The sequence below is a fragment of the Providencia sp. PROV174 genome (genome assembly GCF_028480685.1).
Lineage (GTDB): Bacteria > Pseudomonadota > Gammaproteobacteria > Enterobacterales > Enterobacteriaceae > Providencia > Providencia rettgeri.
Window position 1 is genome coordinate 199,780 of the sequence record NZ_JAMPOT010000007.1, and the last position, 14,340, is coordinate 214,119.

A 14,340-nucleotide genomic window follows, 5' to 3' on the forward strand; every position below is an offset into this window, starting at 1 on the left:
CAACACATAATGTATAACTATGATAATTACGAATTCGATGAATAAGGCACACAAATGAATGATGCAAAGAAACCTGAGAATCAACGATTATTACTGACGCTTAGGAATATTGTTGGCAAAAAAAATATTTTAACAGAGCCGCATAAAACAGAGCGTTATCGCAAAGGCTTTCGCTCTGGTATGGGGGATGCAATCGCGGTTGTATTTCCAACAACATTGCTCGAACAATGGTATGTTTTCAAAGCGTGTGTTGAAGCGGACAAAATTGTCCTAATGCAAGCGGCGAATACCGGGTTAACCGAAGGGTCAACACCGAGCGGTTATGACTATGACCGCGATATTGTCATCATTAGTACGTTGAAATTAAACCAAATTCAAGTTTTACCGGAATTTAACCAAGTGGTTGCGATGCCGGGAAGCACTTTGTACGATCTGGAAAAAATCTTAAAACCATTAGGGCGCGAACCACACTCTTTGATTGGGTCTTCGTGTATTGGTGCCTCTGTCGTTGGGGGGATTTGTAACAGTTCTGGAGGGTCGCTAGTACGCCGAGGTCCTGCTTATACTGAGCTGGCTCTCTATGGCCGAGTCAGTGATGATGGCAAAGTAGAATTGGTAAATCATCTTGGTATCGATTTAGGGAACACTCCAGAAGAAATTCTGACAAACCTGCAAAATCGCGGTTATAGCAGTGAAGACGTGCAAGTTAGCGATAAATTAGCGTCTGATCACGAATATGCAGAACGCGTTCGTGATGTCGATGCAGATACGCCATCACGCTTTAACGCAGATGAGCGTCGTCTATTTGAAGCATCAGGGTGCGCAGGAAAATTAGCCGTATTTGCTGTTCGTTTAGATACCTTCCCAGCAGATAAAAAAACACAGGTATTTTATATCGGTTCTAATAATCCAGATGTTTTGGAAGATATACGTCGTTATATTTTGAGTGAATTTAAAAACCTGCCAGTAGCGGGGGAATATATGCACCGTGGTTGCTTCGATATTGCAGAAGTTTATGGCAAAGATACCTTTTTAATGATTGATAAATTCGGCACTGACAAAATGCCAATGTTTTTCACCATTAAAGGGAGAATTGATGCGGTATTAAATAAAGTTCCATTCCTGCCATCAAATCTGATTGACCGTACTATGCAAGTTCTCAGTAAATTATGGCCCTCCCATTTACCACCTCGTATGAAAGAATTCCGTGATCGTTACGAACACCATTTAATGTTGAAAATGGCCGGAGATGGCATTGAGGAAGCTAAAGTTTGGCTAAAATCTTATTTTTCAAGCGCAGATGGCGGCTATTTTGAATGTACCCCCGAGGAGGGAGCAAAAGCGTTTTTACATCGTTTTGCAGCTGCGGGTTCTGCGGTTCGTTATCATGCTGTTCATAACAAAGATGTGGAAGATGTTTTACCTCTTGATATCGCATTACGCCGTAATGATAGAAATTGGTTTGAAACGTTACCACCAGAAATTGAAAAGTTATTGGTGCATAAATTATATTGTGGCCACTTTATGTGCCATGTTATGCATCAGGATTATGTATTGAAAAAAGGCGTAGACCCGAAAGAGCTAAAAGAAAAAATGTTAGCTTTGTTAGATGAGCGAGGCGCTCAATATCCTGCAGAGCATAACGTAGGACATTTGTATAAAGCTCCTGAACAATTGAAATCATTCTACAAGCAATCTGACCCAACAAACACAATGAACCCTGGTTTAGGTAAAACAACTAAACGTAAAAATTGGGAAGGGGATTGTGGTTGCGGTCATTCTCATGACCATTAAGGCACATGTCATATAAATGAAAAAAGGCAGGTATTGGTAAACATTTCAATATCTGCCTTTTTTATTGCTAAATTAACTGGCGAGATCTCTCGCATAATTAATCAATGCTTTTAATTGCTGACAACGCTTTTCATCATGTTGATGCTCTACAAGTAATAGTTGTATTTGTTGCATGTATTCTGTTAAACGCTCTTCATTAAAGTAGTCTCTACGGTGCTGTAACCAGCGCTGCTGTTCATCATAAGATAAGGTTGCAGGGTAATTACGTGCTTTGTAGCGAAAGAAAAGTTCTTTCATGCGCTTATCTTCAAAACTTAATTCCAATGCAGGTAAGTTCTGTGGGGAAGTTTCACGAATAATATCCATAGTTGAGCGGTCAGAAGGACTGAAAAAACCATTATAAATTTGTGTATCGACATCGTCTGACTCGGCAAATATTTGAGGCTCGCTAAATAACTCAATTAATTTATTACGAATTTCAGGGTGCTTGCGTAAGGTTTCCAGATTACGCATACACAAGTCACGGTCAACACCTGTTCGCTGTGCATCTTCTGGCCGCAGTGTTTTTTCTGGCGCTAGAATTGGGCATTTATTAATATGAACTAATTTTACAGGAACGGGAGAAGCGCCCGCCAATTCAGCTTTAGGCGTATATAATCGGGTACGTAATTGTTGAACATCTAACTCAATTAATGGTGAGATATCGGCAGATAAATCGCACATAATGACGGCATTTTTGTTATCAGGATGCCAAGCAAGCGGAGCGACTAAACTGACATAAGAACGCAATGCGCCAAACATACCAGACACATGAACTAATGGTGTTATTTCTACAATATCAATAAGTTGGCTTATTTTGTTTTTGTTTCTTAGCTGATAAAAGTAATCGAACATTCGCGGTTGAGCGGCTTTCAATAGTTTTGCCATATTAATAGTGGCTAAAACGTCAGACATTGCATCGTGCGCATTTTCATGAGCAACCCCATTTGCTTTGGTCAAATGTTCTAAACGCATACTCGGTAAGCCATCTTCATTTTCTGGCCATTGAATACCTTCAGGGCGAAGCGCAAAACAGGCACGCAAAGTGTCGAGTAAATCCCAACGCGAATTTCCTTGTTGCCAACTATAAGCATATGGGTCGTAAAAATTTCGGTAAAAAATATTACGCGTAACTTCATCATCGAAACGAATATTGTTGTAGCCCATAATACAGGTATTAGGGACACTAAAAGCCGCATGAATTCGTTTAGCAAACTCGGCTTCATTAATGCCTTGAGATAATGCTACCTGCGGGGTAATCCCAGTGATCATGACGGCTTCAGGTTGCGGTAAATAGTCATCAGCCGGAGCACAATAAAAAACTTCGGGTTCTTCAATGATATTAAAATCAAGGTCAGTACGGACCCCTGCAAATTGCGCAGGTCTATCGAGAGCAGGGCGCTTACCAAAGGTTTCATAGTCATGAATAAAAAAAGTCGGTTGTTTTTTATTATCTTGCAACGTTTTCACCATTTTGATGGTTATATAGTAGATTGATAGTGGTCAATTTATTGCTATTCACTATACCTTGTTGATTAATGATACCTTATCTACCGTAAAAGCTAAACCAAGGCTATCTGATATTGAGCGGGTGAGATTGAGAGCCCGTAACTTGGATGATTTGATGAAATATTTTACCCAGCAGACATTCGTCATCAATTAGTGAGAGTATATCGTGATTGATATCACATATATTGACTGTTAACGTTAACATCGGTGATTAACATCACAATTAACAGGCTATTTTGTGGTTTGAAATCAATGTTAACCTTAACATTTCATCAGGATAATTTTTGATAGGTGATGAAATATGAATCGTGGTTCAAGAAAGTACTATGCCTCTTTGAGTGCATTATTGTTTTTTTTCTTTTTCACGTGGTCATCAACGTTTTCTGTCATTGCAATCTGGCTGCGTAAATATGTTGGCTTGGATGGTGCGGATACAGGATTTATTTTCTCTTGTATTTCGATTGTGGCACTTTGCGCACAGCCACTCTATGGGTTTATGCAAGATAAATTAGGATTACGAAAAAATTTACTGTTATTTATTGCAGTACTACTGATTTCATCTGGCCCATTTTTTATGGTTTTCGGTACGCTGCTAAGATGGAATGTATTTTTAGGCAGTGTTATTGGTGGCTTGTTTATTGGCATGACTTTTCATGCGGGCATTGGTGTTCTTGAATCTTATACAGAGCGAGTCAGCCGATTACGTAATTTTGAATATGGAAAAGCGAGGATGTGGGGCTCATTGGGGTGGGCAAGCGCAACGTTTTTTGCTGGGCGTAATATTAACCTGAACCCTGATTACAATTTTATCATGGCAACCGTTTCAGGCTTATTATTTTTAGTTATTTTATTGAATTTAAAAACGGCAAACGCAGATGCGTATAATAGCCTTGAACATGGTAAACCTTCAGCCATCACGGTGAAAGATGCTTTGCAATTGTTTGTACAACCCCATTTTTGGGCTTTGATATTGTTTGTATTAGGAACCTGTATATACAGTGTGTATGACCAGCAATTTATGGTGTATTTTGCCCATCAGTTTCAAAGTGAGCAATTAGGTAATGAGATGTACGGTTATCTAAATTCATTGCAGGTTTTCTTGGAGGCAGGAGGCATGTTTTTAGCGCCATTTGTCGTCAACCGAATTGGTGCTAAAAATGGATTGTTGTTTGCGAGTTCTGTAATGGCACTACGCATTATTGGTTCAGGGTTAGTTGATGGCGCGATTATGATATCGATAATGAAATTACTGCATGCCGTTGAGCTCCCGATTCTGTTAGTCGCGATTTTTAAATATAACAGTCTTCATTTCGATAAACGTTTGTCATCGACACTTTATTTGGTTGGCTTTAGTTGCATGAGCTCTGTCGTTGCAAGTATTTTATCGCCATTAGCGGGTTGGGGGTATGATAAAATTGGTTTTGCTGATACCTATCTGGTCATGGGGATATTTGTTATTATTACGACGATATTATCTGCATTTTGTCTCAGAGGTGATGGGGCAGGCAATCAAGAAATCAGAGAAAAAGATCAAACAAATAAATGTAATGAAGATCACTCCGAAAATTTGGTCGTTAAAGTATAAAGTGAAATCAATTTTCAGCGGAATAATTTGATAAATATGCGAAACGGGCTTGTAACTCAATAGGATTAGATTGTATTGTGTTAATAGATAATGCGTTTTGAATATTGACTAGAGGGTTTTAAACATGGACAACGCTAACAAGCCGTCTTTCCAAAATGTTCTGGAATTTGTGCGTATGTTTCGTCGCAAAAATAAAATTCGTCGTGAAATCACCGACAATGAGAAAAAAATTCGTGATAACCAGAAGCGTGTTTTGCTGCTGGATAACTTGAGTGAATATATAAAACCAGGTATGTCGATTGAAGATATTCAGGCAATTATTGCGAATATGCGTAGTGATTATGATGATCGTGTTGATGATTATATTATCAAGAACGCTGAACTCTCCAAAGAACGTCGTGAAATATCGAAAAAGCTCAAAGAGATGGGTGAATTACCGCGTATTGATGTGAAATAATTACCGTGTAAAGCCGAGGTCATCTCGGCTTTACTGTTTTTGGCTTGAGTCGATAGATAACATTGACCACGCGTAGTTATTATAAATTTAACCGATTAACTTGTTTGATTAATGCGGTTGCTAACCTTTCCATTTCATTTTCTGCAATAAATCCCATCGTCACTGCTGCTGCGACAAGCTGGCCTTCACCATTAAATACAGGGCACGCAATAGATTGCGCTCCGGGAATACCTTCAGTTGGTTGGTAACGGATGGCATAACCTTGTTGGATAACTTTATTAATTTCGTCTTGCGAATAGGAATTCGAGCCAAATTGGTTATCAAATGCGGAATAAACCAACCCAGCTGCACTTTTTACGACAGGTAATGGCGTATTAGGTAAAAAGTCAATTTCAATATTTTTGAAGCTACGATTATATTTCACTAAAGAAAGAGCCTTCCCTAGACGCGTGGCTATACCTGTTGAGACGTTCTGTTCATCACGAAATTGAATCAAACTATTGTTAATGGTTTCGATGTAAGAGTCTTCAGGTTTAACAAAATTAGCTAAGAAGGTTAAATTGCGGCCTAAACCATAACGGCTAGTTTGAGAATCTTGGTACAGCATTTGTGTACGGCACAGTGAAACCAGATATTTATGTAGACGGCTTTTTGATATCTCACAACCTTTTGAAATATCCGCTGCGCGAGCAATGCCCCCATTTTGAGCAATATAATTTAAAATGCTTACGGCTATATCAACAGAATTAACACCTTGCAGAGTAGACATACATAAACCTCAGTTTAACAAGTCCTGAAATTTTACCATGAGTTGCCTTGTGCTGCTAACGACCCGACAAAGCAAAAAAGTAACCCGAAAGCAGTAGTACGTTATTACCTATAAATAGATAGAATTATTGATGCCACTCAAGTTCATCTTTGGTGAATGGAGTATATATATAGTGTACTTATAAAGGCAATGTCGAGGTTTACTATAATGAAAACGATAAATTCACTACGTTTAAAACGCCGAACTCTACTCAAAGGGCTTGGCGTTGTGGGGTTGGCGAGTATCGCACCCTGTTCTTATGCACAAGGAAACAGCAATCAACCCTTACCTAAAGTGCGACTCAAACTGTCGGACTACAAAACATTTCGGTCAACCTGTGCAATGGAGTGTTTGCATTGCAACCTAACCGCATATACCTACCAAGGTAAGCTGATGAAAATTCAGGCGACGGAAGGGTTTAATGTCAAATGTTGCTTGCGAGGAATCAGCCGAACTAAATGGGTCTATCATGATCAACGCATCAAAACACCATTACTACGAGTAGGCGAAAAAGGTAAAGCTGAATTCAAACCGATAAGTTGGGATGAGGCGCTGGATCTTATTGAAAAAAATATCAGAGAGACCATTGATAAATATGGCAATGAAGGGTTGTTTATTTCCACTCATGCTGGAAATATGGACTCAATTAAAAATGATATGGGGAAGGCCTTCTTTGATTATTTAGGCGGGTCAACGAAACAAGCGGGTTCACTTTGTTGCTCTGCTGTAACAGCTGCGATGATCCCGATGCTCGGGCTGAGGTATGCAGATACCCGCGATACGATAGCGGATAGCCGTTATATCCTGTGTTGGGGCAATAACCCAGCTGTTACGATGCAAGCCTATTTTAAAAATTATAACCAAGCGAGAAAAAATGGCGCTCGATTAGTGGTTATCGACCCGCGCTTTAGTGAAACTGCGGCAAAAGCAGACGAATGGATACCGATTATTCCAGGGACAGATACCGCGCTTGCTTTAGGGATGATTAAAATCATTATTGAAGAAAACCGGATAGATGAAAATTTCTTGAGGGCTCATACTGGCGCGGTTTATTTGGTTGATGCGGACCAAAAACAAGTTAGGCAAAACAAAGATGATAAGGACAGCTATTTAGTTTTCGACACATTAAGCAGACAATTAGTTCGTCATGATTCATCGGGCATTAAACCGGCACTTTTTCAACATGAACTTCCAGAGGATTTGAATTACACCACTGTTTTTGAACAAATTTACCAGCAAGCAAAAGGTTGGGATATTGCCCGGGTCAGTGAAGAAACGGATGTTCCAACGGAAACTATTGTACGTCTTGCTCGGGATTACTCATCAATAACTCCTTCAATGATTGTGCAAAACATGTCAGGAGCACAACGAACCGAACATGGCACTTATGTCGCAGGAAGCCAGTTCTATCTCGCCTTATTGACTGGAAATATAGGTAAACGAGGGGCGGGTGTTTGTGATGCTGGCGGAGCTCGGCAAATGGCTAATTTTAGCCCAATAGTGCCACCAGCGCCGAATGTGAAAAACATTCCTCCCATTCCTGTAGCGAAAGTTGGCGATTTTATCGTCAATGAAAAGCCACATCCCATTAATTTCTGGTGGATTATGACGATGGGGGTTATGACCCAATTGCCGAATACCAACAAGGTTCGCGAAGCACTAAAAAAAGTTCCATTTGTTGTGGTAGCAGATAATCTCATGAGCTCAACCGCCTTATATGCTGATTTAGTTTTACCTGTGACCACTATTTTTGAAGATACCAGCTTGATGGCGGGCGTTCGTAGCCAATATGTCCAATTAATGGAAAAGGCGGTTGAGCCAGCAGGTGAAGCAAAACCAGACTATTGGATTTTTGCTCGATTAGCAGAACGTTTCGGCTTTGGCGACGTATTTAATAAGCCAATAGAGCACTATATTGATGCTTGTTTAGTCGGCTCTGGTATTACTCGCCAAATGTTGGAAAAAGGCCCCGTACGGCCGGTAGAAGGGGATTGGATACCATTCAAAGACGGTATTTTTAGGACATCAACCAAAAAAGCACACTTGTTTGTTGAAGATTGGCAAAAGAAAAATTTCTCACCTGTCGTCGCATACTACCAAGTGACCGAGTCTGTTAAAGGTTCACCTGAATTAGCCAAAAAGTATCCTTTGATGGCAGTTCAGCGCAAGTTAGCGCGTAGTGTGCACTCAAGTCATGGAATGAATGAATGGATCCTCGAAGTACAACGAAACCAGCCGAATGTCTTGATTCACCCAGAAGATGCCAAATCTAGAGGTATTAAGAATGGGGAATGGGCAGTCACCTTTAATGACCGAGGAGAACACCGAGCCATTGCTGTTGTGACAACGCATATTAAAAAAGGCGTAATTTCACTGGATAACGGCTGGTGGGAACAACAAGGGGGAAGTAGCAGTCATGTCACGAATGACCAAGTTGAACATTTGGGAACGGGGCACTGCTGTAATAGTACGTTAGTTGATGTAAGAAGGGAGGCTTAATCATGGTCAAGCAATATGGTTTCTTAATAAATACAAAAGATTGCTATGGTTGCCGCACTTGTTCAATGGCTTGTAAATCTGAGAATGTGACCCCGCCGGGTGTCTTGTGGCGTCGAGTTCGCGAATTCAACGATGATTCACCGAATACTCAAGCATTTATTACGATGTCTTGTAACCATTGTGATGACCCACAATGTTTAAAAGTTTGCCCAGCAGACACCTATACTAAACGGGCGGACGGTATTGTCGTTCAAGATCATGAGAAATGTATTGGTTGCCAGATGTGTATTATGGCCTGCCCATATCATGCCCCTGTGTTTGACCCCGCAGAAGGGAAAACCAGCAAGTGTAATATGTGTGCGGAGCGGTTAGATGAAGGCCTACAGCCAAGGTGTGTGGAGTCTTGCCCTACGGGTGCCATTGAGTTTGGCGACATTACCGAATTGCGTAAGAAGCACACGACAAACTGGGCGGTACTGGAACAGCGTTATAATATGCCAGACCACACGATCAGCAATCCAAACATTGTGATTATTGGGATGGAGGACTAATCATGGATATTAAACATATGGAACTCCCTCTGGTATTTTTTACAGTGATGAGCCAGTGGGGGATTGGTGCTGTTCTCGCATTAACCATTTACCAAATGAAAGCTAGTCAGGAATCCCTATTATCAGGCGCTGTATTACGTCGTGCAGTGCTATTGATATGGCTGATTGAAGTTATTGGTTCTTCGATGTCAATGGGGCATTTAGGTGTGCCTCTTGAAGCATACCGTTCCGTTCTGGGGTTAAGTCATTCATGGCTAAGTCGCGAAGCAGTGACATTTGTATTATTAAATGGTGTTATCACTTTGTGGGCTCTATCTTGCTGGCTGCAACCTACAGTAAACACACGCAACACGATATTAGGCTGGATCAGTGGGATTGGTGGATTAGCCGCTATACTTGTCACGGCACAAGTCTATTATCAAATGGTTGCTCACCCATTATGGCATACACCAGCAACACAAATTGCGTTTATAGGTAGTGCAATTGTCCTTGGTTTTAGTCTAGTGGCCTTATTTGTTATTGGGCAAGGCAAGTTATTACCCTCGACAATTAAAGTCGGCGTGCTGATAGGTGTTGCATTGGTATTAATTGCACAGATTATTCGCTTACAATTACCTGCAAGCCAAGGCGGGAGCTACTTGCTGTGGTGGCAAGTAGTGATGAGTATGATATTGCCTTGCATTATGGTGATAAAAGCATACAAGGAGCGACCATCCGCAGTCTTACTTGTATTGATAATGTTGGCGATGTTTAGCGGAGAGTTAGCTGGCAGAGCCTTGTTTTATGGTTCGGTGATGACCCAAGCTCCTTGGTTCTAAAAATCCTCGTCATATTTCGGCCTGTCGCGTTGTTGGCGTCGCACACTCGCCCTAGTCACATACTTGTGTATGCTCCTAGGGTCTTGTTTAGCTCGCCGCCTAGCGACAGGTCGAACTATTTAGAGGATTATGTAGGTTTGTCGATATCAGAGTTCGGCCTGTAGTGTTGTGCACGGGTTCTAGTTATATGATTGGGGGCATGTTTAGCTAATGTGCTTATTCAAAAGCACCATTCATCAGTTTGATAATAGGGTCAGAACGCTTATAACTGTTGATTAGGGGGACGAGGCGTTTGAAGTGTTCGCTGGCACAGTGAATATCGAGTGCTTCTTGATTTGGCCACTCCTCGATAAAAATAAAGTGCCCAGGATCTTTTTGGTCAACGTAAAGGTCATAACTGATACACAATGGTTCTAGTTTAGTCGCAGCGACCAATTCACGATATAACGGCATAACAATCTCAATCGCTTCACTTTGAATGAAATCTTCCGCAATGACTTTTAACATATATTTCCCTTTTCTTTATAATATGGCTGTATAAAAACACAGTAATATAAGCATAAATTCATTGAGAGCTCAATGTAAAAAACTGGCGAGATGATGAATTTTTTTAATTAAAAAATTTATTATTCATGAATTGTATTGTAATAAAAAAGCCTTGATAGTTTCCTATCAAGGCTTTTATGTATACAGCTAGCGAGTTGCTAGAAATCAGCAGGTTTTGCCATTTCAGAGGTTGCGACGTTTGAAGCTACGTGGCCACCTGCGCCACCTTTACCTTCAAAGGTAGAGGCTTCACGCTGAAATTCTGTTATTTCAAATGGCGCAGCAGTAACTGCAGGGGCTGGTGCTTTTGTCATTGGAGAATAAGCATGACGTTTATGCAGGCTGACCGCTGGGCTGCTTGCTACCGTCGCGCGTTCAGCTACAGCAACAGGCTCGATAACTTCTTCGACACTGACTGCCTCGGTTGAAGCTGTGACAGTAACTTGAGGAAGTTGCGTTTCTTCAACGACGTCATTAACCACGTCATTGGCAATAACAGGTGCAGTTTGTTCGTCTACGATAGTAACGCTTTCAACCGTTTCTGTTTGAGCTATTTCAACTTGTGGCTCAATAACCTCAGCCACTATTTCTACAGTCTCTTTTGCTACTTCGACGGTTTCAACTTCCTGCGTAACGTTAGCTTCATCAGCGACAATCGGTGTTGATTCAATAATGTGTTCGGCAGCGGTTGCTTCGTTAACTAAAGACGTTGCTTCAGCATTAACGGTTTCCACAGGAGTGTCATGCGACTCTTGTTTAACTTCCTCAGCCACGACAGGAGTGACTATCACGCTACTTTGTGACGGGGTAACATTTGTCGCTTCTGCTACAGGAGCATCATTAATACTTTGTTGTTCAAGCATTTCTTCATTAGTGATGATTGCCATGCTTTCTTGTTGAGGCTGGGCAATTGGGTAATGAATAAATACTTTGCCAGACGCCAGCTCAGGTGAGGCAACGGCAGCGATTAATGGCATTGGTGATTTAGTTAAATGGCGCTCATCACGATAACGACGACGACGTTGCCCACTGACACGTAAGTGACGTGGTGAACGACGTGAGCGTCGTGGAATGATGGTGTCTTGCTTTTCTTCGCCATCAACTTGAGCTACTGATTCTTGGCGCTCTTCAGTTTGTACTTCACCTTCAATTGGGCTCATAGGTGCAGCTGGTGCAGGTAATGCAGCCACTGGCTCAGAGGTCATTTCAGGTACTGTTTCAACAGGTGTAACAACCTGCTCGTTATCAGTAACTCGGATTTTTTGTGCTAATTGACGACGCTGACGACGTGGAGCAACCGGACGTTGTTCTTCTTCCTTTTCCACCGCATCTTCGACATGACTTTGCTGAGTATCTTGCTGAGTTTTAACCGCTTGCTGTTGACGTTTTTCATCTTGGCGACGGCGGCGTTCAGCGCGTTGTTCGCGACGTTGTTGCTGATTATCACGATTCGCATTGTCAGTTGTTTGCTCGTCTTGCGTGTTCGCATTCTTATTGTTGCGACCTTTATTGCGAGTGTTCGTATCATCCGATGGCGCATTACGGTTATTGCGATTGTCGCGATTATCGCGGTTATCGCGTGTTTCATTCTCATCGCGATCACGACGATTATTATTACGGCGATTATTATTGCGACGGTCATTATTCCGGCGGCGATCATTATTATTACGATTTTTTGGTGCAGGTTTCTCAACCACTTTTTCTTCTTCACCGAATAGGTTCTTGAAGAAAGCTGCAATTTTGCTGAACAAGCCCGGTGTTGCCGGTTCTGCGGTTGTTGGTTTAACAGGCGCTTTAGTTGATGTTTCTTTCGGTTTAACGGCCGTAGACACATCTACAGGCTCTTGCAACGCAAAAGCTGAAATTGCAGGTTGCTCAGGGACTTTACGCTCAGCGGTAGTTTCATCACTTTGCGTTAAAGTTTCTGTTTCGTGATATTGCGCTAAGTTATAACTTAACGTATTGACTTCTTCACCTTTACGAATGCGGATCACATGGAAGTGAGGCGTTTGCATTTGGTCATTAGGAACAACAACAACACGGACATGGCTTTGGCGTTGTTCGATATCACTGACCGCTTTGCGTTTTTCGTTCAGCAGGTAAGAGGCAATTTGTACGGGGACAATGGCATGCACTTCATGAGTATTTTCTTTCAGTGCTTCTTCTTCAATAAGACGAAGAACAGACAGAGAAAGTGATTCGTTGTCACGAATAGTTCCCGTTCCTGTACAGCGAGGGCACACATGGTGGCTTGACTCACCTAAAGAAGGGCTCAAACGTTGACGTGACATCTCCAATAACCCAAAGCGCGAGATGCGTGCAATTTGAATGCGTGCGCGGTCTTGACGTACTGCTTCACGTAGGCGGTTTTCAACTTCACGTTGGTGCCTAACGGGTGTCATGTCGATAAAATCGATAACAATCAAACCACCCAAGTCGCGTAGACGTAATTGACGTGCAATTTCATCAGCCGCTTCTAAGTTAGTGTTGAATGCAGTTTCTTCGATATCGCCACCACGTGTTGAACGTGAAGAGTTGATATCGATAGCGGTCAATGCTTCAGTAGTATCAATAACTAATGCGCCGCCTGATGGCAAGCGAACTTCACGTTGGAACGCAGATTCGATTTGTGATTCAATTTGGTAGTGGCTAAACAGAGGAACATCACCACTGTAGTGTTTGATTTTGCTTGCAAAATCACCACGGCCGATAGCTTCGATATGGTTGCGTGCCATTTCGACAACTTTTGGGTTGTCGATCAGAATTTCGCCGATATCTGGGCGCAGATAATCACGGAATGCACGGACAATAACGTTACTTTCTTGGTGAATCAAGAAAGGTGCAGGGCGATTTTCAGCGGCTTTTTGGATAGCTTCCCAGTGACGTAAACGGTAGAGTAAATCTTGTTGCAGCGATTCTGCAGATTTACCCACACCTGCGGTACGAACGATTAAGCCCATGCCGTCAGGAATTTGTAAAGAAGACAGCGCTTCTTTTAGTTCAGTTCGATCTTCCCCTTCGATGCGACGTGAAATACCCCCCGCACGTGGGTTATTTGGCATTAAAACGAGGTAACTTCCAGCCAAGCTAATGAAGGTAGTTAGTGCCGCACCTTTATTGCCACGCTCTTCTTTATCCACTTGAACGATAACTTCTTGGCCTTCTTTTAACACATCTTTGATGTTAGGACGACCTTGAGAGTGATAGTTGCTTGGGAAGTATTCACGAGCGATTTCTTTGATAGGAAGGAAACCGTGTCTTTCAGCGCCGTAGTCTACAAAAGCGGCTTCAAGACTAGGTTCGATACGAGTGATTTTACCTTTGTAGATATTGGCCTTTTTTTGCTCATGACCGGGACTTTCAATATCCAAATCATAGAGACGTTGCCCGTCAACAAGGGCAACACGCAACTCTTCCTGTTGAGTTGCGTTTATTAGCATTCTTTTCATGTTATTACTTACTCATTATTTTCTTTTAAATAAAGAGCAGCGAAAGAAAGAGCTACTGTAAACCGATGGCCTCGTGATTTTTACAAAACCGTCTGCCTCGCGGCAGTCGTTCGTATAGAGACGCGCAGTATTCGGTGAACCTGATTTTTAGATTAAAAATTCAGCGTTCTTAATCAGGATGCCGTAAGTTATTAAAGAAAACGGAAGTTCCTAACCCAATAAGCCAAAATTCGTTGCTCGCTAATTTATTTGATGTTGCTAAATGTCTTACGCCATTGCTGCATT

General features: G+C 41.8%; 10 protein-coding genes. 6 read left to right on the forward strand and 4 right to left on the reverse strand.

Going from position 1 to position 14,340, the window contains the following annotated elements; genetic code table 11:
* Positions 1 to 54 precede the first annotated feature (54 nt).
* Entirely contained in the window at positions 55 to 1,794 is a 1,740-nt protein-coding gene (gene dld, locus PSE60_RS04535; protein ID WP_272664674.1) for a D-lactate dehydrogenase, read from the forward strand.
* Between the two features lie 72 nt (positions 1,795 to 1,866).
* On the opposite strand, the gene sbcB is transcribed toward dld, so the two are convergent.
* Entirely contained in the window at positions 1,867 to 3,294 is a 1,428-nt protein-coding gene (gene sbcB, locus PSE60_RS04540) for an exodeoxyribonuclease I (RefSeq protein WP_109911592.1), read from the reverse strand.
* Between the two features lie 349 nt (positions 3,295 to 3,643).
* Between sbcB and PSE60_RS04545 the strand changes: the two genes are divergently transcribed.
* Together PSE60_RS04545 and tmaR are read left to right on the forward strand one after the other, a co-directional pair.
* Positions 3,644 to 4,927: an MFS transporter gene (locus PSE60_RS04545; RefSeq protein ID WP_272664675.1), complete on the forward strand. Its 1,284-nt coding sequence runs from the start codon at positions 3,644 to 3,646 to the stop codon at positions 4,925 to 4,927.
* 124 nt (positions 4,928 to 5,051) lie between these two features.
* On the forward strand, positions 5,052 to 5,384 hold the full coding sequence (gene tmaR, locus PSE60_RS04550) for a PTS system regulator TmaR (protein WP_004253179.1): 333 nt from the start codon (positions 5,052 to 5,054) through the stop codon (positions 5,382 to 5,384).
* A 79-nt stretch (positions 5,385 to 5,463) separates the two neighbouring features.
* Here the strand turns inward: tmaR and PSE60_RS04555 are convergent, their stop codons facing one another.
* Positions 5,464 to 6,153 carry a helix-turn-helix domain-containing protein gene (locus tag PSE60_RS04555; protein ID WP_272664676.1) on the reverse strand — a complete coding sequence of 230 codons (690 nt, stop codon included), beginning with the start codon at positions 6,151 to 6,153 and terminating at the stop codon, positions 5,464 to 5,466.
* Between the two features lie 207 nt (positions 6,154 to 6,360).
* On the opposite strand from PSE60_RS04555, the gene PSE60_RS04560 reads away from it, so the two are divergent.
* Genes PSE60_RS04560 through PSE60_RS04570 form a run of 3 tightly spaced genes read left to right on the forward strand, consistent with a single transcriptional unit; the run spans position 6,361 to position 10,060 of the window.
* On the forward strand, positions 6,361 to 8,691 hold the full coding sequence (locus PSE60_RS04560) for a molybdopterin-containing oxidoreductase family protein (protein WP_272664677.1): 2,331 nt from the start codon (positions 6,361 to 6,363) through the stop codon (positions 8,689 to 8,691).
* Positions 8,692 to 8,693: 2 nt separating this feature from the next.
* Positions 8,694 to 9,242 carry a 4Fe-4S dicluster domain-containing protein gene (locus PSE60_RS04565; protein WP_272664678.1) on the forward strand — a complete coding sequence of 183 codons (549 nt, stop codon included), beginning with the start codon at positions 8,694 to 8,696 and terminating at the stop codon, positions 9,240 to 9,242.
* A gap of 2 nt (positions 9,243 to 9,244) precedes the next feature.
* Positions 9,245 to 10,060, forward strand: a complete 816-nt coding sequence (locus PSE60_RS04570) for a dimethyl sulfoxide reductase anchor subunit family protein (RefSeq protein WP_272664679.1) — start codon at positions 9,245 to 9,247, stop codon at positions 10,058 to 10,060.
* Positions 10,061 to 10,276: 216 nt separating this feature from the next.
* On the opposite strand, the gene PSE60_RS04575 is transcribed toward PSE60_RS04570, so the two are convergent.
* Positions 10,277 to 10,567, reverse strand: a complete 291-nt coding sequence (locus tag PSE60_RS04575) for a putative quinol monooxygenase (protein WP_272664680.1) — start codon at positions 10,565 to 10,567, stop codon at positions 10,277 to 10,279.
* Between the two features lie 197 nt (positions 10,568 to 10,764).
* Positions 10,765 to 14,055, reverse strand: coding sequence for a ribonuclease E (gene rne / locus PSE60_RS04580; RefSeq protein WP_272664681.1), 3,291 nt, complete (start codon positions 14,053 to 14,055; stop codon positions 10,765 to 10,767).
* Positions 14,056 to 14,340 lie beyond the last annotated feature (285 nt).

Excerpts from the sequence above, each read along its gene's own strand:
- tmaR (WP_004253179.1), top strand. The coding sequence starts at position 5,052 with ATGGACAACGCTAACAAGCCGTCTTTCCAAAATGTTCTGGAATTTGTG.
- dld (WP_272664674.1), top strand. The coding sequence starts at position 55 with ATGAATGATGCAAAGAAACCTGAGAATCAACGATTATTACTGACGCTT.
- PSE60_RS04560 (WP_272664677.1), top strand. The coding sequence starts at position 6,361 with ATGAAAACGATAAATTCACTACGTTTAAAACGCCGAACTCTACTCAAA.
- PSE60_RS04555 (WP_272664676.1), bottom strand. The coding sequence starts at position 6,153 with ATGTCTACTCTGCAAGGTGTTAATTCTGTTGATATAGCCGTAAGCATT.
- PSE60_RS04545 (WP_272664675.1), top strand. The coding sequence starts at position 3,644 with ATGAATCGTGGTTCAAGAAAGTACTATGCCTCTTTGAGTGCATTATTG.
- rne (WP_272664681.1), bottom strand. The coding sequence starts at position 14,055 with ATGAAAAGAATGCTAATAAACGCAACTCAACAGGAAGAGTTGCGTGTT.
- PSE60_RS04565 (WP_272664678.1), top strand. The coding sequence starts at position 8,694 with ATGGTCAAGCAATATGGTTTCTTAATAAATACAAAAGATTGCTATGGT.
- PSE60_RS04575 (WP_272664680.1), bottom strand. The coding sequence starts at position 10,567 with ATGTTAAAAGTCATTGCGGAAGATTTCATTCAAAGTGAAGCGATTGAG.
- PSE60_RS04570 (WP_272664679.1), top strand. The coding sequence starts at position 9,245 with ATGGATATTAAACATATGGAACTCCCTCTGGTATTTTTTACAGTGATG.